The sequence below is a fragment of the Streptomyces sp. NPDC005878 genome (genome assembly GCF_040629815.1).
Classification (GTDB): Bacteria; Actinomycetota; Actinomycetes; order Streptomycetales; family Streptomycetaceae; genus Streptomyces.
In genome coordinates, this window is the sequence record NZ_JBEXWK010000005.1 from 251,277 (window position 1) to 275,841 (window position 24,565).

Annotated in this window: 24 protein-coding genes and 1 pseudogene; 16 read left to right on the forward strand and 9 right to left on the reverse strand. The window is 71.9% G+C overall.

Going from position 1 to position 24,565, the window contains the following annotated elements:
• Positions 1-37 precede the first annotated feature (37 nt).
• The 4 genes from ABZ404_RS11720 to ABZ404_RS11735 all read left to right on the forward strand — a co-directional run bounded on the left by ABZ404_RS11720 (position 38) and on the right by ABZ404_RS11735 (position 2,426).
• Positions 38-622 (forward strand): YceI family protein, encoded by a 585-nt coding sequence (locus ABZ404_RS11720; RefSeq protein ID WP_358833347.1) that lies wholly within the window; start codon positions 38-40, stop codon positions 620-622.
• A 115-nt stretch (positions 623-737) separates the two neighbouring features.
• Positions 738-1,259, forward strand: coding sequence for a helix-turn-helix transcriptional regulator (locus ABZ404_RS11725; protein WP_358833348.1), 522 nt, complete (start codon positions 738-740; stop codon positions 1,257-1,259).
• A gap of 29 nt (positions 1,260-1,288) precedes the next feature.
• Complete coding sequence (locus ABZ404_RS11730; RefSeq protein ID WP_358833349.1) at positions 1,289-1,978, forward strand: hypothetical protein; 690 nt, start codon at positions 1,289-1,291, stop codon at positions 1,976-1,978.
• A 106-nt stretch (positions 1,979-2,084) separates the two neighbouring features.
• Positions 2,085-2,426 carry a DUF2516 family protein gene (locus tag ABZ404_RS11735; RefSeq protein WP_358833367.1) on the forward strand — a complete coding sequence of 114 codons (342 nt, stop codon included), beginning with the start codon at positions 2,085-2,087 and terminating at the stop codon, positions 2,424-2,426.
• Between the two features lie 78 nt (positions 2,427-2,504).
• Here the strand turns inward: ABZ404_RS11735 and ABZ404_RS11740 are convergent, their stop codons facing one another.
• From ABZ404_RS11740 to ABZ404_RS11750, 3 genes are all read right to left on the reverse strand, one after another.
• The gene (locus tag ABZ404_RS11740) at positions 2,505-3,929 is read right to left on the reverse strand and encodes a fused response regulator/phosphatase (protein ID WP_358833350.1); all 1,425 of its coding nucleotides are present in this window, start codon (positions 3,927-3,929) and stop codon (positions 2,505-2,507) included.
• A 145-nt stretch (positions 3,930-4,074) separates the two neighbouring features.
• Entirely contained in the window at positions 4,075-5,094 is a 1,020-nt protein-coding gene (locus tag ABZ404_RS11745; protein WP_358833368.1) for an NlpC/P60 family protein, read from the reverse strand.
• 374 nt (positions 5,095-5,468) lie between these two features.
• Positions 5,469-6,257 carry a class I SAM-dependent methyltransferase gene (locus ABZ404_RS11750; protein ID WP_358833351.1) on the reverse strand — a complete coding sequence of 263 codons (789 nt, stop codon included), beginning with the start codon at positions 6,255-6,257 and terminating at the stop codon, positions 5,469-5,471.
• A gap of 194 nt (positions 6,258-6,451) precedes the next feature.
• Here ABZ404_RS11750 and mshA point away from each other — a divergent pair, with 194 nt between their 5' ends.
• The 3 genes from mshA (at position 6,452) to ABZ404_RS11765 (ending at position 10,451) form a co-directional block, all read left to right on the forward strand.
• Positions 6,452-7,795, forward strand: a complete 1,344-nt coding sequence (gene mshA / locus ABZ404_RS11755) for a D-inositol-3-phosphate glycosyltransferase (RefSeq protein ID WP_358833352.1) — start codon at positions 6,452-6,454, stop codon at positions 7,793-7,795.
• Entirely contained in the window at positions 7,788-8,276 is a 489-nt protein-coding gene (locus tag ABZ404_RS11760; RefSeq protein WP_358833353.1) for a YbjN domain-containing protein, read from the forward strand. The genes mshA and ABZ404_RS11760 overlap by 8 nt, the downstream gene beginning before the upstream one ends.
• A 483-nt stretch (positions 8,277-8,759) precedes the next feature.
• Positions 8,760-10,451: a glycosyl hydrolase family 28-related protein gene (locus tag ABZ404_RS11765; protein WP_358990341.1), complete on the forward strand. Its 1,692-nt coding sequence runs from the start codon at positions 8,760-8,762 to the stop codon at positions 10,449-10,451.
• On the opposite strand, the gene ABZ404_RS11770 is transcribed toward ABZ404_RS11765, so the two are convergent.
• The gene (locus tag ABZ404_RS11770; protein ID WP_358833355.1) at positions 10,405-11,679 is read right to left on the reverse strand and encodes an MFS transporter; all 1,275 of its coding nucleotides are present in this window, start codon (positions 11,677-11,679) and stop codon (positions 10,405-10,407) included. The two genes, ABZ404_RS11765 and ABZ404_RS11770, sit on opposite strands and share 47 nt — an antisense overlap.
• 196 nt (positions 11,680-11,875) lie before the next feature.
• On the opposite strand from ABZ404_RS11770, the gene ABZ404_RS11775 reads away from it, so the two are divergent.
• A complete protein-coding gene (locus ABZ404_RS11775) occupies positions 11,876-12,637 on the forward strand; it encodes a phosphoglyceromutase (RefSeq protein ID WP_358833356.1) in 762 nt (253 codons plus the stop codon).
• A 55-nt stretch (positions 12,638-12,692) separates the two neighbouring features.
• Here ABZ404_RS11775 and ABZ404_RS11780 read toward each other — a convergent pair whose 3' ends face one another.
• The 3 genes from ABZ404_RS11780 to ABZ404_RS11790 all read right to left on the reverse strand — a co-directional run bounded on the left by ABZ404_RS11780 (position 12,693) and on the right by ABZ404_RS11790 (position 14,695).
• Complete coding sequence (locus tag ABZ404_RS11780) at positions 12,693-13,013, reverse strand: ribosomal protein L7/L12 (protein ID WP_358833357.1); 321 nt, start codon at positions 13,011-13,013, stop codon at positions 12,693-12,695.
• Positions 13,014-13,161: 148 nt separating this feature from the next.
• Positions 13,162-14,391, reverse strand: coding sequence for a helix-turn-helix transcriptional regulator (locus tag ABZ404_RS11785; protein ID WP_358833358.1), 1,230 nt, complete (start codon positions 14,389-14,391; stop codon positions 13,162-13,164).
• Positions 14,381-14,695 carry an antibiotic biosynthesis monooxygenase gene (locus ABZ404_RS11790; RefSeq protein WP_358833359.1) on the reverse strand — a complete coding sequence of 105 codons (315 nt, stop codon included), beginning with the start codon at positions 14,693-14,695 and terminating at the stop codon, positions 14,381-14,383. Before ABZ404_RS11790 ends, ABZ404_RS11785 begins: the two co-directional genes overlap by 11 nt.
• Before the next feature lie 126 nt (positions 14,696-14,821).
• On the opposite strand from ABZ404_RS11790, the pseudogene ABZ404_RS11795 reads away from it, so the two are divergent.
• Positions 14,822-15,106: pseudogene (locus ABZ404_RS11795) on the forward strand (hypothetical protein); the annotation flags it as partial.
• 456 nt (positions 15,107-15,562) lie between these two features.
• Here ABZ404_RS11795 and phoU read toward each other — a convergent pair.
• Entirely contained in the window at positions 15,563-16,273 is a 711-nt protein-coding gene (gene phoU / locus ABZ404_RS11800) for a phosphate signaling complex protein PhoU (RefSeq protein ID WP_358833360.1), read from the reverse strand.
• Between the two features lie 212 nt (positions 16,274-16,485).
• On the opposite strand from phoU, the gene ABZ404_RS11805 reads away from it, so the two are divergent.
• Together ABZ404_RS11805 and ABZ404_RS11810 are read left to right on the forward strand one after the other, a co-directional pair.
• Positions 16,486-17,763 carry an ATP-binding protein gene (locus tag ABZ404_RS11805; protein WP_358833361.1) on the forward strand — a complete coding sequence of 426 codons (1,278 nt, stop codon included), beginning with the start codon at positions 16,486-16,488 and terminating at the stop codon, positions 17,761-17,763.
• Positions 17,760-18,440, forward strand: coding sequence for a response regulator transcription factor (locus tag ABZ404_RS11810; RefSeq protein WP_017242433.1), 681 nt, complete (start codon positions 17,760-17,762; stop codon positions 18,438-18,440). Before ABZ404_RS11805 ends, ABZ404_RS11810 begins: the two co-directional genes overlap by 4 nt.
• A 75-nt stretch (positions 18,441-18,515) precedes the next feature.
• Here the strand turns inward: ABZ404_RS11810 and ABZ404_RS11815 are convergent, their stop codons facing one another.
• On the reverse strand, positions 18,516-19,196 hold the full coding sequence (locus ABZ404_RS11815) for a DUF461 domain-containing protein (protein ID WP_358833362.1): 681 nt from the start codon (positions 19,194-19,196) through the stop codon (positions 18,516-18,518).
• A gap of 629 nt (positions 19,197-19,825) precedes the next feature.
• Here ABZ404_RS11815 and ABZ404_RS11820 point away from each other — a divergent pair.
• The 5 genes from ABZ404_RS11820 to rlmB all read left to right on the forward strand — a co-directional run bounded on the left by ABZ404_RS11820 (position 19,826) and on the right by rlmB (position 24,533).
• A complete protein-coding gene (locus ABZ404_RS11820) occupies positions 19,826-20,308 on the forward strand; it encodes a CarD family transcriptional regulator (RefSeq protein WP_003953493.1) in 483 nt (160 codons plus the stop codon).
• 249 nt (positions 20,309-20,557) lie between these two features.
• Positions 20,558-21,295, forward strand: coding sequence for a 2-C-methyl-D-erythritol 4-phosphate cytidylyltransferase (gene ispD / locus ABZ404_RS11825; protein WP_358833363.1), 738 nt, complete (start codon positions 20,558-20,560; stop codon positions 21,293-21,295).
• Positions 21,296-21,329: 34 nt separating this feature from the next.
• Entirely contained in the window at positions 21,330-21,866 is a 537-nt protein-coding gene (gene ispF / locus ABZ404_RS11830) for a 2-C-methyl-D-erythritol 2,4-cyclodiphosphate synthase (RefSeq protein WP_358833369.1), read from the forward strand.
• A 191-nt stretch (positions 21,867-22,057) separates the two neighbouring features.
• Positions 22,058-23,455, forward strand: coding sequence for a cysteine--tRNA ligase (gene cysS / locus ABZ404_RS11835; protein WP_358833364.1), 1,398 nt, complete (start codon positions 22,058-22,060; stop codon positions 23,453-23,455).
• 118 nt (positions 23,456-23,573) lie between these two features.
• Positions 23,574-24,533, forward strand: coding sequence for a 23S rRNA (guanosine(2251)-2'-O)-methyltransferase RlmB (gene rlmB / locus ABZ404_RS11840; protein ID WP_358833365.1), 960 nt, complete (start codon positions 23,574-23,576; stop codon positions 24,531-24,533).
• The last annotated feature ends 32 nt before the right edge of the window (positions 24,534-24,565 follow it).

Below are 24,565 nucleotides of genomic sequence, written 5' to 3' on the forward strand. Positions count from 1 at the left end.
CCACCACTCGACGCTTACGTCTTCAGGGGGTACCAGCATGTCCGCCACTTCCTCCCCGTCGTCCGCGGCCGGCGAGCCGGCCGTCTCCGCGGCCGACCTGCCCGGTTACGAGACCGGCACCTGGGCGATCGACCCGATCCACTCCGAGATCGCCTTCTCCGTACGGCACTTGGGCATCGCCAACGTGCGCGGCCGCTTCGACGACTTCGACGGCGAGATCGTGCTCGCCGAGAACCCGCTGGAGTCCTCGGTCCGCGCCGCGATCAGGATCGCGTCGGTCTCCACGGCACACGACCAGCGCGACGCCCACATACGGTCGGAGGAGTTCCTGCACGCGGAGAAGTACCCGGAGATGACCTTCCGCTCCACCGGGGTGCGGCGCGGCGGCCGTGACGGCTTCCTGGTCGACGGCGAGCTGACCGTGCGCGGCGTCACCCGCCCCGTCACCCTCGACCTGGAGCTGAACGGCTTCGGTAAGGGGTACGAGGGCCGCTCGGTGGCGGGCTTCTCCGCGACCACCCAGCTCAGCCGCAAGGACTTCGGCGTCACCGGCGGCCCGACCGGGGCGGCGCTCGGCGACACCATCAAGATCACGCTGGATGTGGAGGCGAGCCGGGTCTGAGGCGGGGCGGGCCATGCCCCGGAACGCGGCCCGGAACGCGGCCCGGAACGTGGCGCGGCACACTATTGCAAGCAGTCGCTTGCAATAGTTAGCGGCGAGCAGGCAGTATCGGGGCATGGCATCGCTCAACGTCGGCAGTCTCGGCGAGTTCCTGCGCGAGCAGCGGCGTTCCGCCCAGCTCTCGTTGCGGCAGCTCGCGGACGCCGCCGGCGTGTCCAATCCGTATCTGAGCCAGATCGAGCGCGGGCTGCGCAAGCCGAGCGCGGACATCCTCCAGCAGCTCGCCAAGGCGCTGCGGATCTCCGCCGAGACGCTGTACGTGCAGGCCGGGATCCTCGACGAACGCGAGCCGGACGCGGCCGGGACGCGCAGTGCCATCCTCGCCGACCCCTCGCTCGACGAGCGGCAGAAGCAGGTGCTGATCCAGATCTACGAGTCCTTCCGCAAGGAGAACGGGCTCGACGCGGACGCACCTGCTCCGGCCGCGGGGCCGAAGCCCGGCAAGAACGCCGGGAAGGCCGAGAGCGGTGAGAACGCCGAGAGCGGTGAGAACGCCGGGCACGCCGAAAACGGTGAGAACGCCGAAAACGGTGAGAACGGCGACATGGGCGATGCCGCCTCGGCTCCCACGAGCTGACCCACGTACCGATCCGGGAGGAAACCAGCATGGCTGTCACCGATGAGCTGCGTAATGCCCTGACCGACCCCAAGCCCCTCTTCTTCGTCGCCGGCGCGCTCGACCTCGGCGCCAAGCAGGCCGCGAAGGTCCCGGAGAAGATCCCGGGCCTGGTGGAGCGGATCCAGAGCGAGGTCCCGGCGCGGCTGGAGGCCGTGCGCAGGACCGACCCCAAGGTCGTCCAGGACAAGGTCGTCGCCCAGGCCAAGGAGGCCCAGGCCGTCGTCACCGCCAAGGTGACCGAGGTCGTCGGCGCGCTCGACGGCGACGTGAAGAAGCTGGGCGACTCCGTCCAGCACCTCGCGCTCCAGGCGGTCGGCCTCGCGGTCGAGTCGCTGGTCAAGGGCCGTGAGGGGTACGAGAAGGTGGCCGAGCACGGGCAGGCCGCCGTCAAGAAGTGGCGCGGCGAGGCCGCCGAGGAGATCCTGGTGGTCGCCGAGGCCGTCGAGGGTCCGGCGACGACGCCCGCGTCGGCGTCTTCCGAAACCGGGGCCGCGACCGGGGCAGGTGTCCGGGCCGACGACCCCGTCGTCGCCCCGTCCGCTCCGGCCGGCACCGCGAGCGAGCCGGAGTCCGCTTCCCCGTCCCCCTCCCCGACCGCGTCCGCGTCCGGGTCCGCGAAGAAGCCCGCCGCGCGCAAGAGCACGGCCAAGAAGCCCGCGGCCAAGCCCTCCGAGTGACCCCGGTCCGTCGCGGCGGCGGGCACCCTTGCGGTGTCCGCCCCGTTGGACGGGTACCTTGGCCGCGTAGGGACGAGCCCGGGAAAGGTGGCGGACGACCGTGCTGATGCAGGGATTCACGGGGTTCATGTGGCTGCTCAGTACAGCCCTGACCGCACTGAGCCTGTTCGCGCTAGTGGACGCGGCCTTCCGCCGGGAGGACGCGTTCCGTGCGGTGGACAAGCAGACCAAGCCGTTCTGGCTCATCATCCTGGCCATCGCGCTGCTGGTCAGCGTGTTGTTCCCGGTGCTCTCTTTCCTGCCGGTCATCGGCGCGGTGGCGGTGATCGTCTACATCGTGGACGTCCGTCCCGCGGTCCGGGCGATCAGCGGCGGGCGCGGGCGCGGCGGCCGGCGCGGCGGATCGAGCAGCGACGGTCCGTACGGGCCGTACAACGGCGGCCGGTAGGGGCCTGCCCTCCCGGTAGGGGCCTGCCCTCCGGGTGGGGGCCTGCCCCACCCCCCCCGCTCTTCGGGTCCGTCCGGGTCAGCGGCCCGGCCGGGCCCGTTCCAGCAGCACCACCGCGACGTCGTCGGTGAGTTCACCGCCGTTGAGCTCGCGGGCCTCGGTGACCGCCGCTTCCAGCAGGGACTCGCCGCGCAGGCCCCCGGTCAGCAGCCGGTTGACCATGTCGGTCATGCCCTCCTGGCCCAGCCGCTGGTTGCCGACGCCGGTCCGGCCCTCGATGAGCCCGTCCGTGTACATCAACAGGCTCCACACCTCGCCCAGTTCGACCCGCCGACGCGGCCAGTGGGTCTGCGGCAGCAGGCCGAGCGCCGGGCCCTCGCTCTCGTACGCCAGCAGGCCCGCCGGGCGGTCCGCGCGGGCGATCAGCGGGGCCGGGTGGCCCGCCAGGCTGAGGTCGGCGCGGCGGCCGTCCGGCGCGATGTCGAGCGTGCAGAGCGTCGCGAAGATCTCGTCGTTGTCGCGCTCGTGCTCCAGGACCTGCTGGAGCGTGGTCAGGAGCGCGTCCCCGCTCAGGCCCGCCAGCGTCAACGCGCGCCAGGCGATGCGCAGTTCGACGCCGAGGGCGGCCTCGTCGGGGCCGTGGCCGCAGACGTCGCCGATCATGGCGTGGACGGTGCCGTCGGGGGTGCGGACCGTGTCGTAGAAATCGCCGCCGAGCAGCGCGCGGGAGCGGCCCGGCCGGTAGCGGGCGGCGAAGAGCAGCTCGGAGCCCTCAAGCAGGGGCGTGGGCAGCAGCCCGCGCTCCAGGCGCGCGTTCTCCTGGGCGCGCAGCCGGGACTCCGCGAGCTTGTACTGCGCGGTGTCGGCGCGCTTGCGCTCCACCGCGTACCGGATGGCGCGGCTCAGCAGCCTCCCGTCCAGCTCGTCGCGGAAGAGGTAGTCCTGCGCGCCGACCCGGACGGCCTCGGCGGCGCGCTCGGCGTGGGTGGAGGCGGTGAGGGCGAGGACCGGGTGCCGGGGCGCGAGGCGCAGCAGGTGCCGCAGCGCCGCGAGCTCGTCGTCAAGGTCGCGGCCGGGCAGCGCGAGGTCGAGGAGGATGCAGTTCACGTCGTCGGTGAGCAGCCGCTCGGCCTCGGTGAGATTGCGCGCGGTACGGATACGGACCCGGGTCCCGGTGCTGTGCAGCAGCTCGGAGACGGTGAAGGGGCCGCCCGGGTCGTCCTCGATGACGAGCAGGTTGAGCGCGGTGGCGGGCTGCGGGGCGGCGCCGGCGGCCGCCTTCGGTCCCGGGCCGCTCGCGGCGGCCGGGTGCGGCGCGGCCGGCAGGACGGCCCGGCCGGTGCCTCCCAGCGCGTCCGGGGCGCCCGGGCCGGCGGGCGTGGCGGGCACCCGTGTCCCCGGCAGGGCCGGGGCGGGCGGACCGGCGGCGGCCGAAGCGGCCGGGAGCGGTTCGTCCGGCCCTCCCCGGGGTGTTCGGGGGGACTCCATGTGCGGTGCGGGCATCGTTCCGGTCTCCCTCCTCCCGAGGGCGCCGCGGAACGCCGGGCTGCGTTGCCGCCAGTCCGGGACCCTAGCCGCAGTGGGCCGCGCAGCGGAATGGCGTTCGGTGACTGTTCGGCAAATGGCTCATGGCATATGCCACATTGCCTCACTTGTCCGGGCGGACCACTCCCAGGATCGGCATGGTGCCCGCGCCCGCGACCGTCACGTTGCGGCCGGGCCGGGGGGCGTGCACGATCGCGCCGTCGCCGATGTACATCCCCACGTGGGTCGCGTCCGCGAAGTAGATGATGAGGTCGCCCGGGCGCATGTCCTTCACGGCGACGTGCGGCAGCCGAGCCCACTGCTCCTGCGAGGTGCGCGGGATGCCGCGGCCGGCCGCGAGCCAGGCCTGGGAGGTCAGGCCCGAGCAGTCGAACGCGCGCGGCCCCTCGGCGCCCCACACATACGGCTTGCCGACCTGGTCGGTGGCGAACTTCACCGCCCTGCGGCCCTGTTCGCTCGCGCTGGTGTTGATCTCCTTCAGTATCCCCGAACCGAGCCAGTCCGTCTGCGCCTTGTACTGCTGCTTGCGCTCCAGCTCGGCGAGGCGCTCGCGCTCCTTCGCCTCCAGCTGGGACTCCAGCTTCTCGGCGGCCGCGATCTTTCCGGTGATCTCCTTCTTGGCGGTCTCCTTCTTGACCCGGTTCGCCTCCAGCCTCTTCCACTGGGCGGAGGCGTCCTTGGAGTACTGCGCCAAGTCCTGTTGCGTACGCCGCAGTTCGGCCAGCATGCCCTGGGCGGCCTGCTGGCCCTGGCGCAGCCGGCCGGCGCCGTCGAGGAAGCTCTCCGGGTTGCCGCTGAGCATCATCTGCGCACCGGCCGGCAGCCCGCCCGTGCGGTACTGCAACCGGGCCGTCGCCCCCGCCTGGTCCCGGAGCCGCTTGATCCGCTCCTCGCCCTTGACGATCTCCTGGGCGATCTTCACGATCTCGGCGGACTGGAGCTTGGTCTGCTCCTGGGCCTGGTTGTACGCCTCGGTCGCGACCGCCGCCTGCCGGTAGAGCTCGTCCACCTGCTTGCGCACGTCCTCCAGGCGCTCCGCGGACACGGGCGGGGCGGCCGGGGGAGCGGTCGACGCGGTCGGGTCCGGCGTCGGGTTCGGCGCGGCGAACGCCGTGGCCGGCATCGCGAGCACGGTCAGGGCGCACACCACGGTGATCGCGGTGGCCAAACGGCGCGGCTGCACTAAGTCTCCCCCTCCGGACAACCGGACAACACCAGGCAATACGGTAGGTGATTTACCGTCAGTAACATTTTGGCGACGTCGTGATGGTGCCATGCCGTCCCCCAAAACGACAGGGGCGGACGGCTACCTCACGGGTCACCCCCCGCGTGTGGGACGAACGGAAGGGGCGGTGCGTTCCCCTCGGCGGCGATCAGCTCGCGGATTCACCCGTCCGAGGTCAACCGCTTCCAGGGCGCGCGGATCGTGGCCCGGCACGCACACCCCCGTCCCCCCGGCACGCACACCCCCGTGCCCCCCTCACCCCCGTGCCCCCCTCACTCCCGTGGCGCCAGCGCCCCCCACTCCACCGTGACCTCCCCCTGCCGCCACCGCCGGGGCCCGTCCCGCAGCGGCCAGTCCGCCGCCAGGTCCCGGACCGCCCGGATCCAGCGCTGGCGCGCGCCCAGCGAGGCGTACGGCGCCGCCGCCGCCCACGCCCGGTCGAAGTCGCGCAGGAACGCGTGGACCGGCTCGCCCGGCACGTTCCGGTGGATCAGCGCCTTCGGCAGCCGCTCGGCGAGGTCCGAGGGGCGGTCCAGGGAGCCGAGCCGGGTCGCGAAGGTCACCGTGCGCGGGCCGGAGGCGTCGAGGGCGACCCACACGTGCCGCCGCCCGATCTCGTCGCAGGTGCCCTCCACGAGCAGCCCGCCCTCCGCCAAGCGCCCGCACAGCCGGGCCCACACCGCCGCGACCTCGCCCTCCTCGTACTGCCGCAGCACGTTCGCCGCCCGGATCAGCAGCGGCGGGCGGGGCAGCGGCACCTCGAAGCCGCCGTGCAGGAAGGTGAGGCCGTCCCTCTCGTACGGCTTGGCGGCGGCGACCCGGGCGGGGTCGATCTCGATCCCGACCACCGAGACGGCGGGCGCGGCGGTCCGCAGCCGCCCGAGCAGCTCGACGGCCGTCCAGGGCGCCGCCCCGTACCCCAGGTCCACCGCGACGGGCGCCTCGGCGCGGCGCAGCGCGGGCCCGTGGACCTCGGCGATCCAGCGGTCCATGCGGCGCAGCCGGTTGGGATTGGTGGTGCCGCGCGTGACGGTGCCGACGGGGCGCTTGGGTGGAGCCATAGGACGAGGGTAGGCGCCGGGGGAGCGCGCATCCGGTGGCGGCCCGATGGGCAAGTTTTCGGCAAAAGAGCGGGGAAGCGGAAATGAAAGGAAGGGTTCCGGTGGTTACCGGTCATTGAGGGCGCCCGCGTGCCCTCAAGGAGCATGCCCAGCCCGCAGCGCCACCCGCCTTTCCCGGCCGAGAGGACGTCGACGTGAGCCAGTACGTGTCCCGGTTCACCGGCACCCTGGCGGGGCCGCCCCGGCTCCGGCTCCCCGGTGCCCACCGCAGACCGCGCCGGATCGCCATGCTCAGCGTCCACACCTCCCCGCTGCACCAGCCGGGCACGGGCGACGCGGGCGGCATGAACGTCTACATCGTGGAGCTCGCCCGACGGCTCGCCGAGCTCAACATCGAGGTCGAGATCTTCACCCGGGCCACCACCGGCGGCCTCGCCCCCACGGTCGAGATGGCGCCGGGCGTGCTCGTCCGCCATGTGGACGCGGGCCCGTACGAGGGCCTGGCCAAGGAGGAGCTGCCGGCCCAGCTGTGCGCCTTCACCCACGGCGTGATGCAGGCCTGGGCGGGCCACCGGCCCGGCCACTACGACCTCGTCCACTCCCACTACTGGCTCTCGGGCCACGTCGGCTGGCTCGCCGCCCAGCGCTGGGGCGTGCCCCTCGTCCACGCCATGCACACCATGGCCAAGGTCAAGAACGCGGCGCTCGCCGAGGGCGACACGCCCGAGCCCGCCGCGCGCGTGATCGGGGAGACCCAGATCGTGGACGCGGCGGACCGGCTGATCGCCAACACCGCCGAGGAGGCCGACGAACTCGTCCGCTTCTACGACGCCGAGCCCGGCAAGGTCGCGGTCGTCCACCCCGGGGTGAACCTCGACCGCTTCCGCCCCGGGGACGGCCGGGCGGCGGCCCGGGCCCGGCTCGGTCTGCCGCAGGACGCCCTGATCCCGCTCTTCGCGGGCCGCATCCAGCCGCTGAAGGCGCCCGACATCCTGCTGCGGGCGGTAGCGGTGCTGCTCACCGAGAAGCCGTCGCTGCGCTCGCGGCTGGTGGTTCCGGTGATAGGCGGGCCCTCGGGCAGCGGTCTGGCGAAGCCGGAGGGGCTGCACAAGCTGGCGGCCCGGCTCGGCATCTCGGACGTGGTCCGCTTCCACCCGCCGGTGGGCCAGGACCGCCTCGCCGACTGGTTCCGGGCCGCGTCGGTGCTGGTCATGCCCTCGTACAGCGAGTCCTTCGGGCTGGTGGCGATCGAGGCGCAGGCGGCGGGGACGCCGGTGGTGGCGGCCTCGGTGGGCGGTCTGCCGGTCGCGGTGCGCTCCGGCGAGACCGGCTTCCTGGTGCCCGGCCACGACCCGGCCGACTACGCGCGCGCCCTGCGCCGCTTCGTGGACGACCCGTCGCTGGCGGACCGGATGGGTGCGGCGGCCGCCCGGCACGCGGAGTCCTTCGGCTGGGGCACAGCCGCCTCGGCCACGGCCGACGTCTACACCGCCGCCATGCACGAACACCGCCGTCGCGTACGCTCGCACCATGGCTGACGCACGCGCGGTGATCGACGCGTACCTCAAGGACGCGGAGCTGGAGTGGGAGTCCCCCGAGCCGGACTCCTACGTGGTGAAGCTCCCCGGCACGAGGAAGCTGTCCACGACGTGCTCGCTGCGGGTCGGGCGGCACTCCCTGTCGGTGAACGCCTTCGTGGTCCGCCACCCCGACGAGAACGCGGCCGGCGTCCACCGCTGGTGCCTGGAGCGCAACCTCCGCCTGTACGGGGTGGGTTACGCCATCGACAAGCTCGGCGACGTCTACCTCGCGGGCAAGCTCCCGCTCTCCTCGGTCACCCCCGAGGAGCTGGACCGGCTGCTCGGCACGGTCCTGGAGGAGGCGGACGGCTCCTTCAACACCCTGCTGGAACTGGGCTTCGCGACGGCGATCCGGCGGGAGTACGAGTGGAGGGTGTCGCGGGGGGAGTCCACGCGGAACCTGGACGCGTTCAAGAGCCTGACCCGCCCCAGGGGCTAGCCTGCGGCTCGCTGTGGCCGAATCCCGTCTGCGGCCCGACGAAGACCGCCCGCGCGGCTCCCCTTCCGGGCCCGGTTTTCGTCTGCGACCCGTGGTGGGCCGCTCGCGCAGTTCCCCGCGCCCCTTCAGGGCCCGGCGGGGGCTTGTCGCGCGGTTCCCAGCGGCCCTTTTGGGCCCAGTGGGGGCTTGTTGCGCGGTGCCGCGCCCTGGGGCCCGTCCTTCCTCTGCGGGTCGTCTGTGGTCGCTCGCTCGGTTCCCCGCGCCCCGAGGTGGTTAGGGGCGCGGGGAACTGCGCGGCCAGCCGCCCCCTCGACGCAGACGAAAAGCCATCGGCCGCCCGCCCGAGGGCTTTCGGGAAGGGGCGGGGTGGGGAAGACCAAGGGGTTCCCGCACCACCTCTCCCCATGCCATGCTCACCTCCGCGCAACACGCACACCTGAACACAGTTCATGTACATGGATGACAGGTGACGGAGGCCAGTCCATGAGCACACCCCGCCCGGCCCTCCCCAGACGCACCCTCCCCGGACGCACCCTCCCCAGACGCACCTTCCTCGGCGGCGCCCTCGCCGCCACCACCCTCCCCACAGCGGCCCGCGCCCAAGCGGCCCCACCCCCCACCCTGTGGCAGGAATTCACCCGCACCCCCTTCACCCACCCCCAGATCCCCTACATAGCCCGCGCGGGCCGCCACGGCGGCGGCGACCACCGCCCGCCCCGCCCCCGCCCGCCCGTCACCCGGCTCTCCCCGGACCCCACCGCCGACGCCGCCCCCGCCATCAACCGCGCCCTGGAAGCGGCCGGCCGGGCCGGTGGCGGGGTGGTGGTCCTGCCGCCGGGCACCTTCCGGATCGACGGCCTGATCCGTATCGCGCACAGCGGCGTCACCCTGCGCGGCGCGGGCAGCGCGCGCACCACGCTGTACGCCACCAGGAACCTCACTGAGCTGATCGGCCCGTACGGCTCCCGCTACGGCGGGGACAAGTCCTCCTGGTCCTGGGCCGGCGGGCTCATCTGGCTGGCCCCGCGGGCTCGTTGGGACGCGCTCACCGACGCCATCCGGGCCAGGGCGTGGCCCTTCGAGGGGTGGACCGGCAACCGGCGGGACGAGTGGAGCACCCTCACCACCGTCACCGCCCCCGCCCCGCGCGGCTCCTGGACCGTGACCGTCGCCGACGCCTCCCGGCTGCGCCCCGGCGCCCTCGTGCTGCTGCGCCTCGCCGACGACAGCCGCCACACCCTCCTCCAGCACATGTCCGGCGACGGCCCCGGCCCGGCCGCGTACACCTGGGACGACAAGACCAAGCTGACCTCGTACGTCCCGTACGAATGGCCCGTGCGGATCGCGCGCGTCGAGCGCCGCGCGCGCGGCCAACGCGTCACCCTGGAGCGGCCGCTGCCGCTCGACGTGCGGCCCGAGTGGGACCCCCGGCTGACCACCCACGTCCCGGCCCTCACCGACTCCGGGGCCGAGGGGCTCACCCTGGAGGCCGTCGAGACGCCGCAGTCCCCGCACCTGCTCGACAAGGGCTACAACGGCGTCACCCTCCAGTGCGCGTACGACTGCTGGGTGGACGACGTCGTCGTCCGCCACGTCGACAACGGCTTCGGCCTGGTCGCCGCCTCCGCCTGCACCCTCCGTCGCACCCGGGTCGAGGGGCGCGGCTCGCACCACCCGTACTTCTGCCGGGAGGGCTCGCACGACAACCTCGTGGAGGACTTCACCATCGTCCGGCGCACGGTCCCCGCGCGCCCCGGCACCCAGCTCCACGGCATCAACGTGGAGGGCCTGTCCAGCCACAACGTCTGGTCGCGCGGCCGGATGGAGATGGGGACGTTCGACTCCCACCGCGGGCTGCCGTTCGCCAACGTACGGACGGAGATCGTGGTGGAGAACGACGGGCGGCACGGCGGCGACGCCTCCGCCGGGCCGCTCTTCGGCGCCCGGTTCACCCACTGGAACATCACCGTCACCAACCACCGCGCGGGCCTGGTGAAGATCGACGGCCTCGCCCCCTACAGCGCGACCGTCGGCATCAGCGAGGTGCGGGAGTTCGACCAGATCGACGTGCCCGACTTCACCGGGGACCCGCACGCCCGCCTGGAGGCGTACGGCGCCCCCGGATCCGTCAGACCACGGAACCTGTACGAGGCTCAGCGCGCTCGGGGACGCTGACCCCGGCCACCACGTCCTCGCCGTCCGCCAGGCCGCGCATCAGCAGCGCGTATCCGGCCGCGGCCACCGTCCCCAGCACCGCGCAGGCCCCCCACAGCCAGTCGGCGCCGAAGCGGTCGACGACGAAGCCGGAGAGCAGCGGGGCGACCAGGGCCGCCACCGACCAGGACATCGTGTACACGCCCTGGTAGCGGCCCCGGCCGTGGACGGGCGAGAGGCGCACCACCAGGCCGGTCTGGGTGGGGGAGTTGACGATCTCGGCCAGCGTCCAGACGCAGATCGTCAGCGCGTACACCGCCACCGAACCGGCGAACGCGGTCAGCCCGAAGCCGTAGCCCGCCAGGAGGGCGGAGACGATCAGCAGCCGGCGCGGGTCGCGGTGCTCGATGGCGCGGGTGACCGGGATCTGGAGGGCGACGATGAGGACGCCGTTGACGGCGATCGCCAGGCCGAAGTCCGCGCTGGAGAAGCCGTCCGCGCCCATCGCCACCGGCAGGCCGACGTAACCCTGCTGGAAGATCAGGGAAATGAGGAAGGAGAGGCCGACCACGCCCATGAAGCGGCCGTCGCGGAAGACCGTGCCGAGGCCGATCTCCGGCTCCAGGTCCTTCTCCCGTACCGTCGCGGCCGCCTCGGGGCGGGACTCGGGCAGCTTGAGGAAGACCAGGACGGCGCAGACAAGGGTCAGCGCGGCCTCGCCGAGGAAGCCCGCCAGATAGCTGTGCTGGGCGATGAAGCCGGCGCCCGCCGAGGAGACCGCGAACCCCAGGTTGATCGCCCAGTAGTTGAGCGAGAAGGCCCGCATCCGGTCCTCGGGCCGCACGATGTCCGCCATCATCGCCTGGACCGCCGGACGGGAGGCGTTGGAGGCCATGCCGACGAGGAAGGCCATCGCGACGATCGCCGCCGGGTCGGTCACGAAGCCGAGCAGCGCCACCGAGAAGGCGGTCGCGGTCTGCGCGATCATCATCGTGGGGCGCCGGCCCAGCCGGTCGGTCAGGACGCCCGCGCCGAGCGAGGAGATGACGCCGCCCAGGCCGTGCAGGGAGACCACCAGACCCGCGTACGAGGCGGAGTAGCCGCGCTCATGGGTCAGGTACAGGGTCATGAAGGTCGCGACGAACGCCCCGAGCCGGTTGATCAGCGTGCTCGTCCACAGCCACCAGAACTCCCGGGGCAGCCCCGAGACGCTCTCGTGTGCCGCTCGTCTGAGACTGGCGACGGACATCGGTTTCCCCCCGGAGCGACGAACGGACAGCACCTCCCGTGTAAGTGGTGCCAGCGACAACAGCAACTTACGATTCCGGGGTGCGCGCCCGCCACCCAATTGACGGCGGCCGTCAATCGTCCAGCTGCCGAGACGCCCGCGGCAGCTCGCCGCCCACGCGCGCGAGGGCCCGGTTGCGTCGATTACGCTCGGACGCATGGCCGACGCACCGTACAAGCTGATCCTCCTCCGCCACGGCGAGAGCGAGTGGAACGAGAAGAACCTGTTCACCGGGTGGGTGGACGTCAACCTCACCGCGAAGGGCGAGAAGGAGGCGGCGCGCGGCGGTGAGCTGCTCAAGGACGCCGGCCTGCTCCCCGACGTGCTGCACACCTCCCTCCAGAAGCGCGCGATCCGCACGGCCCAGCTGGCGCTGGAGTCCGCCGACCGCCACTGGATCCCCGTGCACCGCTCGTGGCGCCTGAACGAGCGCCACTACGGCGCGCTCCAGGGCAAGGACAAGGCGCAGACGCTCGCCGAGTTCGGCGAGGAGCAGTTCATGCTGTGGCGCCGCTCGTACGACACCCCGCCGCCCGCGCTGGAGGACGGCACCGAGTTCTCCCAGTCGGACGACGCGCGCTACGCGACGATCCCGCCGGAGCTGCGCCCGCGCACGGAGTGCCTCAAGGACGTCGTGGTCCGCATGCTGCCGTACTGGTACGACGGCATCGTCCCGGACCTGCTCGCGGGCCGCACGGTCCTGGTGGCGGCGCACGGCAACTCGCTGCGCGCCCTGGTCAAGCACCTCGACGGCATCTCCGACGCCGACATCGCGGGCCTGAACATCCCGACCGGCATCCCGCTCGTCTACGAACTGGACGCCGACTTCAAGCCGGTCAAGCCCGGCGGCACCTACCTCGACCCGGACGCGGCGGCGGCGGCGATCGAGGCGGTCAAGAACCAGGGCAAGAAGAAGTAAGCGCCCACGGGTAAGCCCCCTGCCTGCGGGTTCTCCGCGGGGAGGGGGCTTCTCGCTATCTCTGGGCCGTCCCGGGGCCGTCAGGGCGACAGGGCCCTACGTCTCCGGGCTCCGGCTCTTGTCTCCACTCCGCTCTGGCCCCGGCGCCTTGGAGCACAGCGACAGCGGACTGGGCCCTGTACGCCGACAGACCCCCACGGAGGGTGATGGGCGCCTGGCGCGCCAGAACCCGGCTGTGCCACAAGCTCAGCCCGGTCACCTTGCGCACCGCCACGGTCACCTCCATCTCGTGGGGCCCACAGTCGACGAGCACCACCTCGTAGGCCGGGTCGTCGCAGAGCAGCGTGTAGTACTCGGTGGACTCGTCGTCGGACATCTCGCTCCATGACAGAGCCGTACGGACCAGGAGCCGGGCCGTCGGCAACGGTAGGGCCGGCCACCAGGGAGACCGGACAACCAGGGGCCAGGCCCTGGACGCCGCTTTCCGGGACGGTGACCTTGATCAGAGAGGACCGTCCAGTACTTCACGTACCGGTCCATGCTTCGTGTACGCCCGACTCGCCTGCCAAGGCCCGAAGCTCCTCGGAAGGCTGCTGGCTCATGGTCAGCAGGTCCGCCACGATCTGCTTGACGACAGGGAGGGCTCGTACCATCCCAGAGGACAGCCCACGCGCCTTCATCAGTGCCGCTACAGCGTCAGTGACCTGGCGGCGCTGCGCATGGGCCCTCGCCACGTCGATCTGGAACCGTGTCTGCCGCTCTGTGGAGAGCCCGGACGCATCGACCGACTGAGCAGCCCGGAGAGCGACGCCGGCGTCGCCGAGGTCGACCGCTACGGCCACTTCGTGCAAGCCGACGTTGGTCGGCCCGAACTCCGTGTTGTAGTCGTCGCGTCCGTCGCCGACCTGTTCGGCCATGACGCGAGCGTCGCGGAGGTAGCCGTACGCCTCGTCGGCCAGGTTCAGCCGTGCCGCGGCAACGGCCCGTTGCAGGGTCAGCGCTCCGCGGAGCGCCACCGCCTCAACCCGGCCGGAGTCCGCCAAGGGCCCCAGCGCGTCGGCCGCAGTGCCGGACGCCCGAGCCGCTTGCTCGAAGTGTCGTGCGCCGAGGAAGACGATCGAAAGCCGGAATGCACCGGCCGCCATCAGGAGTGGATCGTTGGCCCGCTCGGCGGCGACCACGGCACGGTCGACGGCGATCCAGGCCGCCTCAGGCTCTCCCATGTTCGCGAGCGCGCCGCTGCACGTGTGGTACATGACGGCCAGGAGTCGGAACAGCTCGGGACGGTCCGTCTCAGCAACCGACCGGGTGGCCGCCTCCAGCCGGGGAACGAGCCCTTCGAGCAGCTCGGCCAGGTCGGCGTAGTTGCCCTGGTGCGTCAGCTCCCACGCATGGTCGACCTCTGCGCGAAGTGCCGGCACATCCGGGGGAGTGTCCTGCCGATCGAGGACGGCCTTGAGTGAGTGCGCGGTGCTCAGTACGAGCCGCAGTCGGCCGGCTCCCGGCGATTCCCCCTCAGCCGCCGACGCGACGATGGGTGCCTCGGCCGCCAGCTCCGCGATGGGCAGTTCCAGCACCTCGGCGACCTTTTCCAGCACGGTCATGCGGTCGATGCGGCGTACGCCCCGCTCGACCTGGGACACCCATGCTTCGGATCGCTCCAGCAGGCCGGCGAACTCCTTCTGCGAGAGTCCGCGTCGCTTGCGATGGAAGGCGATCTTGCGGCCCAGCGCTTTCTGATAGTCAGCGCTCAACGTCCACACCCTTGCCGGACACGAAGTCCAGACGGTCGACCTCTGTCGCCGCAAGGTACCGGTCCCGCTCGGACAGGAAGGCCCGCACGTAGTCCTTCGACTCGTGCTCCTCGAAAGCGTCCTCGTCCCGGTACAGCTCGTAGAAGATCCGCTCCAACGGGCGCCCGTCAACGCGGTGCACGGTATAGATCACCGTTCCGGGCTCGTTCGCGCGGATCAGCTCTCCGGTCCGCGCCACAAGGTCGTCGAAGGTTGCCGCCGACGCCTCGTCCTTGCAGGTGAAACGCACCATCAGTCCGAACATGCGAGGTCCCCTCTCTAACGGCATCCAGGCCGGCACCAGACCACCTGGTGAACGCTATGCGCCGACTGCCCGTACGAAAAGTGCGAACCCGCACTCCCGGTACGCGTACATTCGGTACGGTGCTGGTACACGGCACCTCAGGCCGACCGATGGGTCGCAGTCACGTTGCGCACGATCTCTCCGGCCCTCGACGGAGACGCATCGGACGCCGCTTGGGAGTGGCTGCACGACAGCCACATCGAGACCAGACGAGCGCTGCTGCGCGCCGAACCCTGCACGGTGTCAGTGACCCACGAGGACATACGCATCACGTGGACGATCCGCCCCGTGGTCTTTCTGCCGCTCTCACACCGCCAGGGCACCGAACTCCCAGGCTGCGCACATGCCTTCAAGCCGCAGGCGTCCGGCTGAGCAGCGACCTTCTTCGCATGGTGATCAGACCGACTTCAGCCACCTGTCAAGGCTGTCGTCCAGAGCAGGTTGCGTCAGCGGAGGCGTGGCGGTTCGAGTCGGGCCGTCTGCGGACCTGGGGGTGCAGCGGGGCACACGCGTGCGTGGTCGGTCGACGCACCCGCGTGCGCGAAGGGCCCCGTCCGGTAGCCGGGCGGGGCCCTTCGCGTGTCGCTCGCTCAGCAGCCGCCACCGCACTGGCAGGCGCCGCCCGACTGGCAGCCGCACTGGCAGTTGGGGCCGCAGCTGCAGTTCGACGCGGTGGGGGTCGGGGTCGGGGTCTCGGTCATGGTCCCTCCCGGGGTTGGGGTAGGCGCGCACCTCACCCCATTGGATGCCCACCGGGGCAGGCGCATCAACGGCGCGCGCGCATCTCCTTCGCGCGCCGTGCGTGCTCCGGGACGCCCCAACCGGGCGCTACGCGCCCGTGGTGCCCGCGGCGCCTTCGACAGGATGTGTCTCGACCTGCACCGGGGGCTGGAGCTCGTCCGCGTGCTCGCCGGTGACCAGGTAGACGACCCGCTTGGCGACCGAGACGGCGTGGTCGGCGAACCGCTCGTAGTAGCGGCCGAGGAGCGTCACGTCGACGGCCGTCTCGATGCCGTGCTTCCAGCGGTCGTCCATCAGGTGCTGGAAGAGCGTGCGGTGCAGCAGGTCCATCTCGTCGTCGTCCTGCTCCAGCTGGAGCGCGAGGTCGACGTCCTTGGTGATGATCACCTCGGCCGCCTTCGCCATCAGGCGCTGCGCCAGCTGGCCCATCTCCAGGATGGTGGCGTGCAGGTCGTGCGGGACCGCCCGCGCCGGGTAGCGCAGCCGGGTCAGCTTGGCCACGTGCTGGGCCAGGTCGCCCGAGCGCTCCAGGTCCGCGCTCATCCGGAGCGAGGTCACCACGATCCGCAGGTCGGTGGCGACCGGCTGCTGGCGGGCCAGCAGGGCTATCGCCCGCGCCTCCAGGTCGTGCTGGAGGTCGTCGACCTTCTGGTCGGCGGCGATCACACTCTCGGCGAGCTTGAGATCGGCGTCGAGCATGGCCGTCGTGGCGCGCCCGATCGCCGACCCGACAAGGCGGGCCATCTCGACCAGGCCCTCGCCGATCGAGTCCAGTTCCTCGTGGTACGCGTCCCGCATGGGTGTCCCTCTTTCGATGACTCCGGGCTATGACTCCGGGGGAGGCAGGGGATGCCGCGGCCCCCACGCTCCCACGCTCCGTGGGCTACGCGTCCGATTCGGCCACACCAAGTGAACCAGCACTATCACCATGGTGAACTCTGGGCGACGAACGTTCGAGCAGGCACCCGGATGGCTGGGAGAGTGTCCGCGCACCCGCATAACCTGGAGGCATGGACGTGAACGCGGCGGTCGCCGCAGCTGCAGCGATCGCCGGGTTGTGCACCGGCGTCATCGCCATGCTGGCGTTCCGCTGGAGCGAGCGCGACCAGGCGCGGCCCACCCGGACATCCCTGCACACGGACGCGGTCCTGCCGCCCGGCGTGGACACCGTGCTCTCGGTGCTCCGCTCCTCGGCGGTGGTCCTCGACGAGAGCGACTCGGTGGTCAAGGCCAGCTCGGCGGCGTACGCCCTGGGGCTGGTCAGGGGCGGCAAGCTGGCCGTGGAGCCGATGCTCCACATGGCCCGCGACACCCGGCGGGACGGCGAGATACGGCAGGTGGAGCTCGACCTGCCGCGCCGGGGCACCGGCCGGGGCGAGGCGCTGGCGGTCTCCGCCCGGGTCGCCCCGCTCGGCTCCCGGCTCGTGCTGCTCCTGGTCGAGGACCTCACCGAGGCGCGCCGCATCGAGGCGGTCCGGCGCGACTTCGTCGCCAACGTCAGCCATGAGCTCAAGACCCCGGTCGGCGCGCTCTCGCTGCTCTCCGAGGCCGTCATGGACGCCTCGGACGACCCCGTGGCGATCACCCGCTTCGCGGGCCGGATGCAGATCGAGGCCAACCGGCTGACCAATCTGGTCCAGGAGCTCATAGACCTCTCCCGGGTGCAGAACGACGACCCCCTGGACGACGCCGAGCCGGTCCGGGTCGACGAGCTGGTGGCCGAGGCCATCGACCGCTCCCGCCACCCCGCCTCCACCAAGCAGATCACCATGGCCGCGGGCGGCACGGCTGACCTGTACGTCTGGGGTCACCGCGGCCAGCTCGCCGCCGCCCTCGGCAACCTCGTCGAGAACGCCGTCAACTACTCCCCGGCCAGGACCAGGGTCGGCATCGCGGGCCGCCGCGTCGCCGCGCCCGGCGGGGACTTCATCGAGATAGCCGTGACCGACCAGGGCATAGGCATCTCGGAGAAGGACCGGGAGCGCGTCTTCGAACGGTTCTACCGCGTCGACCCGGCCCGTTCCCGCGCCACCGGCGGTACGGGCCTGGGCCTGGCCATCGTCAAGCACGTGGCCGCCTCGCACGGCGGGGAGGTCACCGTGTGGAGCTCCGAGGGACAGGGCTCCACCTTCACCCTGAGGCTGCCGGAGGCCGGCGCCGTCCGGGACCGCGCCGCACCCGACCCGGCGGGCCCGGACGACGACGCCGTCGACGAGCCGCCGTACGACACCTTTGCCACCGCGCACGACTCCACCACTGTGCCCCCTGCCCCGGAGGTCCTTCCGTGACCCGAGTGCTCGTCGTCGAGGACGAGGAATCGTTCAGCGACGCCCTGTCCTACATGCTCCGCAAAGAGGGCTTCGAGGTCGCCGTGGCGGCCACCGGGCCCGACGGGCTCGACGAGTTCGAGCGCAACGGCGCCGACCTCGTCCTGCTCGACCTGATGCTGCCGGGACTGCCCGGCACCGAGGTCTGCCGCCAGCTGCGCGGCCGCTCCAACGTCCCGGTGATCATGGTCACCGCCAAGGACAGCGAGATCGACAAGGTGGTGGGCCTCGAAATAGGAGCCGACGACTACGTCACCAAGCCGTTCTCCTCCCGCGAGCTCGTCGCCCGCATCCGCGCGGTGCTGCGCCGGCGCGGCGAGCCCGAGGAGGTCACCCCGGCGGCCCTGGAGGCGGGCCCGGTCCGCATGGACGTGGACCGCCACGTGGTGACGGTCTCCGGCGGCAAGGTCGACCTGCCGCTGAAGGAGTTCGACCTCCTGGAGATGCTGCTGCGCAACGCGGGCCGCGTGCTGACCCGTATGCAGCTGATCGACCGGGTCTGGGGCGCGGACTACGTGGGCGACACCAAGACCCTCGACGTCCACGTCAAGCGCCTGCGCGCCAAGATCGAGCCGGACCCGGGTGCGCCGCGGTACCTGGTGACGGTGCGGGGTCTGGGCTACAAGTTCGAGCCGTAGGCCCCCCGGCTACACACAGGAGGGGCCCCGGACAGATGTCCGGGGCCCCTCCTGTCGCGTACGTGTACGTCTGCGTCAGTGCGCCGCACCCGTGCTCGCGCCGCCGGACGGCTTGCCCTTGGCCGGGGTGTTCGACGGCTTGCCCGCCGGCTTGCCGCTCGCGGTGGCGCCCGGCGTGGTGCCGGCCTCCGGCGAGGTGGCCGCGCCCGGCGCGCCCGGCGTGGCCGCCGGGGGCTTGGGGAGCTCGCTCGGGCCGTAGCCCTCGAAGTAGCTGGTGGAGGGGATCACGAAGGCGCGCAGCGTCACGTCGCCCGCCTTGCTCAGCTGGAAGGTGACCGGCTGGGCGTCGCCGTTCCTGGCGGCCTCCTTGCCGTTCTCGACGACGGCGGACGCGTTGTCCTTGCCGCCGAGGATCAGCGAGCCGTGCGGGGGCACGGTGAGCCCCTTCTGGCCCTTGGCGGGGGACAGCTTCACCGTGGCGCCCGAGGACGCGAGCTTGACCGCGTCGAGCGTCTGCGGCTTGTCGCCGTTGTTGAAGAGGGTCGCCGCGATGACGGCCGGACCGGCGGCGTCCGCCTTCGGCTGCGTCAGGACGGTCGCATTCTGGATCTTGATGTCACCGACCTTGACGGCGGCGTTGTCCGGCTTCACTTCGAGCGTCTGCGCGTCGTTGCCCGCCGAGCAGGCGGCGACAGAGGCGAGCGAGAACGCGATGGCAGAGGCGGCGAGGGCGCCGCGTCGAAGGCTGCGGCTCACGGCGGCGGCAACTCCTTGGACGTAAGGACATCTAAAGGACGGCAAAGTCTGTGTCAGCTGGCTTAGGTTACCGAGCCGTCCCGGCGAGCCCGCACCCGACCCGCCCCTGCGCGCCGGTGCGCCGCGCCGGGAGTCGCGCGCCCTTCCCGGCGCACCCGCCGGGCGCGTCTGCACAACTCTCCCCACAACCTCCCCCGGACCTCCGCACCCGCTCTGATCTCGACGTTTCCCGCGCCGTTCACATATCACCGGTGATCAATTCCCCGGACCGCCCCGCATTCCTTACCGAAAACCCCCCGGTCCGCCCCTGGTGATCAATTCGCGAAAAAGTCGTGGTCCCGCCGAACGGGTGACCGATCACCGAACGGAGCAGTGGAAGTTCACCGCTTGGAACCCGACAAACCGGGATGTTCGGGTCATCGGAAGGGGGTTGCGAAGAGTGTGACGGGCATGTTTCCCTGCCCCCGAACAGCCGCTCCGACCTGCGAATACCCCTTCCCGCGAGCCCTCCGCAGCACGTTCCTGTTGCTGTTGTCAAGCCCCGAGATATGCCCTGACCTGCGAAAACGCCATTCAGAACAGGCTGTTCTCGTGTTACTCTGGATAGCCACGGAAGGGGTACCTGTCACATGACGTTCAAGGTTGGCGACACCGTGGTCTATCCCCATCACGGGGCCGCGCTGATCGAGGCCATCGAAACTCGCCAGATCAAAGGCGTGGACAAGACCTACTTGGTGCTCAAGGTCGCCCAGGGCGATCTGACGGTACGCGTACCCGCGGACAATGCGGAGTTCGTAGGCGTGCGCGATGTGGTCGGGCAGGACGGGCTGGACCGGGTCTTCGAGGTGCTGCGCGCACCGTATGCGGAGGAGCCCACGAACTGGTCCCGTCGCTACAAGGCGAATCTGGAGAAGCTCGCCTCCGGCGATGTCATCAAGGTCGCCGAAGTGGTGCGCGACCTGTGGCGTCGTGAGCGCGAGCGCGGACTCTCCGCGGGTGAGAAGCGCATGCTCGCCAAGGCGCGCCAGATCCTGGTGAGCGAGCTGGCCCTCGCTGAGAACACCAACGAAGACAAGGCCGAGGCCCTCCTCGACGAGGTTCTCGCGTCCTGACACCGGCCGACTCCGGGGGCTGCGCCTCCCGGGCGGCCAGTAATTGCCGCGGTGCCCGCTGACCAGCAGTGACCTTACTGCTGTGTCGCCGGGCGCTGCGGCATGTTCGGACATCATTCGTACGCCCACGGCATCCGCAGCGGCTCGCCGTGCCGGGCAGCGCCCGACCGGTCGTCACGGAAGGGGCCGGTCAGGGGCGTCGCGCCCAGCTTGCTGAGGCCATACCCATGTCGCCGAAGGACACAAACCTTGTCTGAGGAAACGCGCGTTTTCCGCACCGCCGCCGTGATCCCCGCGGCCGGCCGCGGTGTGCGGCTCGGCCCGGGCGCCCCCAAGGCGCTCCGCGCGCTGAACGGCACGCCGATGCTCATCCACGCCGTCCGGGCCATGGCCGCCTCCCGCGCCGTCTCGCTCGTCGTCGTCGTGGCCCCGCCGGACGGCGCCACCGAGGTCAGGAACCTGCTGGCCGAGCACGCCCTCCCGGAGCGGACCGACTTCGTCGTGGTGCCCGGGGGCGAGACCCGCCAGGAGTCCGTGCGCCTGGGCCTGGAGGCGCTGCCGCCCGGCATCGACGTGGTCCTCGTCCACGACGCGGCCCGCCCGCTGGTGCCGGTCGACACGGTCGACGCGGTGATCGAGGCGGTACGGGACGGGGCCCCGGCCGTCGTCCCCGCGCTGCCGCTGGCCGACACCGTCAAGGAGGTCGAGCCGCACACCGACGGCACCCCCGAGCCGGTGCTCGCCACGCCCGACCGGTCCCGGCTGCGCGCGGTCCAGACCCCGCAGGGCTTCGACCACGCCACGCTGGTGCGCGCCCACGGACACGTCGAGGGCGAGGTCACCGACGACGCGTCCATGGTCGAGCGGCTCGGCCTGAAGGTCGTGGTCGTGCCGGGCCACGAGGAGGCCTTCAAGGTCACCCGCCCGCTGGACCTGGTCCTGGCCGAGGCGGTCCTGGCGCGCAGGAGGGCGAACGATGGCTTCTGAGGGAACGATGGCTTCTGAGCCGGCCCAGAGGCAGATGCCGACGCCGACGCCCGCTCCGGCGGCCCCGGCCCCGGCCCCTGCCCCGCCCGCCCCGGTGATCCCGCAGGTCGGCATCGGCACCGACATTCACGCCTTCGAGGAGGGCCGCGAGCTGTGGTGCGCGGGTCTGCTCTGGGAGGACGAGGGGCCCGGCCTCGCCGGCCACTCCGACGCGGACGTCGTCGCGCACGCCGCCTGCAACGCGCTGTTCTCGGCGGCGGGCCTCGGCGACCTCGGCGCCCACTTCGGCACCGGCCGCCCCGAGTGGTCCGGCGCCTCCGGCGTCACCCTCCTCACCGAGGCGGCCCGGATCGTCCGGGCGGGGGGCTTCGGCATCGGCAACGTGGCCGTCCAGGTCGTCGGCCCCCGCCCGAAGATCGGCAAGCGGCGCGACGAGGCGCAGAAGGTGCTCTCCGACGCGGTCGGCGCGCCGGTCTCGGTCTCCGGCGCCACCACCGACGGCCTCGGCTTCCCCGGCCGCGGCGACGGCCTCGCCGCGATCGCCACGGCGCTGGTCTACCGGACCGGGTGAATGAAGGACCGGGATGGCCGGTGGCCGGGTGACCGAGGCCCGGACGGACACGTTCCGGTGGCCCCCGGAAAACCCCGCGGCCGAGCGCGCCGCGCCGCCGTCGCGGCCCGCCGGAAAAGCTTCTGTCACACTTCGGTGCCCCGTGGCCCAAGGGTCGCGGGGCACCGCCACGGGCCCACTACCCTGGACCCGTGACTATTCGCCTGTACGACACCAGCGCCCGGCAGATCCGTGATTTCACCCCGCTCGTGCCGGGCTGTGTCTCGATCTACCTCTGTGGCGCGACCGTGCAGGCCGCCCCGCACATCGGACACGTCCGCTCCTACCTCAACTTCGACATCGCGCGCCGCTGGTTCCAGTACCGCGGCTACGACGTCACGTTCATCCGCAACGTCACCGACATCGACGACAAGATCATCGCGAAGTCGGCCGAGCAGGGCCGCCCCTGGTGGTCGATCGGCTACGAGAACGAGCGCGCCTTCAACGACGGGTACGAGGCCCTCGGTTGCCTGCCGCCCACCTATGAGCCGCGCGCGACCGGGCACGTCCCGGAGATGATCGAGATGATGCGCGGTCTGATCGAGCGCGGTCACGCGTACGAGGCTGACGGCAGTGTCTACTTCGACGTGCGCTCCTTCCCCGGCTATCTGGAGCTGTCCAACCAGGACATCGACGACCTGCGCCAGCCCGACGAGGGCGTCGCGGGCAAGCGCGACCCGCGCGACTTCGCCATGTGGAAGGCGTCCAGGCCGGGCGAGCCCGACTGGGAGACGCCCTGGGGCCGGGGTCGTCCCGGCTGGCACCTGGAGTGCTCGGCGATGGCCCACAAGTACCTGGGCAGCGCCTTCGACATCCACGGCGGCGGCCGCGACCTGATCTTCCCGCACCACGAGAACGAGATCGCCCAGGCCAAGGCGTACGGCGACGACTTCGCCGCGTACTGGATGCACAACGCCTGGGTCACCATGGCCGGCGAGAAGATGTCCAAGTCGCTCGGCAACTCGGTGCTCGTCTCCGACATGGTCCAGCGGTGGCGCCCCGTCGTGCTCCGCTACTACCTGGGCACCCCGCACTACCGCTCCACCATCGAGTACAGCGAGGAGGCCCTGCGCGAGGCCGAGTCGGCGTTCGCGCGCATCGAGGGCTTCGTCCAGCGCGTGGTGGAGAAGGCGGGGGGCGTGGTCGAGCCCGCCGCCGAGGTGCCGCCGGCGTTCGCCGAGGCGATGGACGACGACCTGGGCGTCCCGCAGGCGCTCGCGGTCGTCCACACCACGGTCCGCCAGGGCAACAGCGCGCTGGCCGCCGACGACAAGGAAGAGGCCGTCGCCCGTCTCGCCGAGGTCCGCGCCATGCTCGGCGTCCTCGGTCTGGACCCGCTGGACGCCCACTGGGCGGGCGAGGCCGAGCGCGGCGACGACCTGCACGGGGCCGTCGACACGCTCGTACGGCTGGTGCTCGAACAGCGCGAGGCGGCCCGCGCCCGCAAGGACTGGGCCACCGCGGACGCCATCCGCGACCAGCTGGCCCAGTCCGGGCTCGTCGTCGAGGACAGCCCCAGCGGCCCCCGCTGGAGCCTCGGCCCCCGCTGACGGGCAGGCGCGATGTGCCGCCCGGGCGACTGGGCGGCACACTTCATATACGTACGTACGCAGGACCCGCGGTCGCCACCACGCCCCGTAGGTCGCACAATCACGGAAACAGGTAGTCATGGCCGGGAACAGCCAGCGCAGGAACCGCCGCACGTCCAACAAGAAGGGCGCGACGGTCGGCAGCGGTGGCCAGCGGCGCCGGGGCCTGGAGGGCAAGGGCCCGACGCCCCCCGCGGAGGAGCGCAAGAAGCACAAGAAGAACCGCATCGCCACCGCGAAGGCCAAGCAGGCCGCGACCCGCCGCCCCGCCCCGCGCCGCGGCGGCCCCAAGGGCACGTCCGAGATGGTCGTCGGCCGCAACCCGGTCTTCGAGGCACTGCGCGACGGCGTCCCGGCGACCACGCTGTACGTGCAGCAGTACATCGACAACGACGAGCGGGTGCGCGAGGCGCTCCAGCTCGCGGGCGAGCGCGGCAACATCAACCTGATGGAGGCCCCGCGCGCCGAGCTCGACCGGATGACCAACGGGCTCAACCACCAGGGCCTGGTCCTCCAGGTCCCGCCGTACGAGTACGCGCACCCGCAGGACCTCCTGGAGGCCGCGTACGACAGCCACGACGAGCCGCTGATCGTCGCCCTCGACGGCGTCACCGACCCGCGCAACCTCGGCGCGATCGTCCGCTCCACCTCCGCCTTCGGCGGCCACGGCGTGGTCGTGCCCGAGCGCCGCGCGGCCGGGATGACGGCCGGCGCCTGGAAGTCCTCGGCGGGCACCGCCGCCCGTACGCCGGTCTCGCGCGTCACCAACCTGACCCGCGCCCTGGAGGACTACAAGAAGGCCGGTGTCACCATCGTCGGCCTCGCCGCCGACGGCGAGCACACGGTCGAGCAGCTGGAGGCGCTGGCCGGGCCGGTCGTCATCGTGATCGGCAGCGAGGGCAAGGGCCTGGGCCGCCTGGTCGGCGAGACCTGCGACTACCGGGTGCGCATCTCGATGCCGGGCGGCGCCGAGTCGCTGAACGCCGGTGTCGCGGCGGGCATCGTGCTCTACGAGGCCGCGCGCCGCCGCAAGGGCTGACGCGGATCCGCCCGACGCCCGTCCGGAGTAGG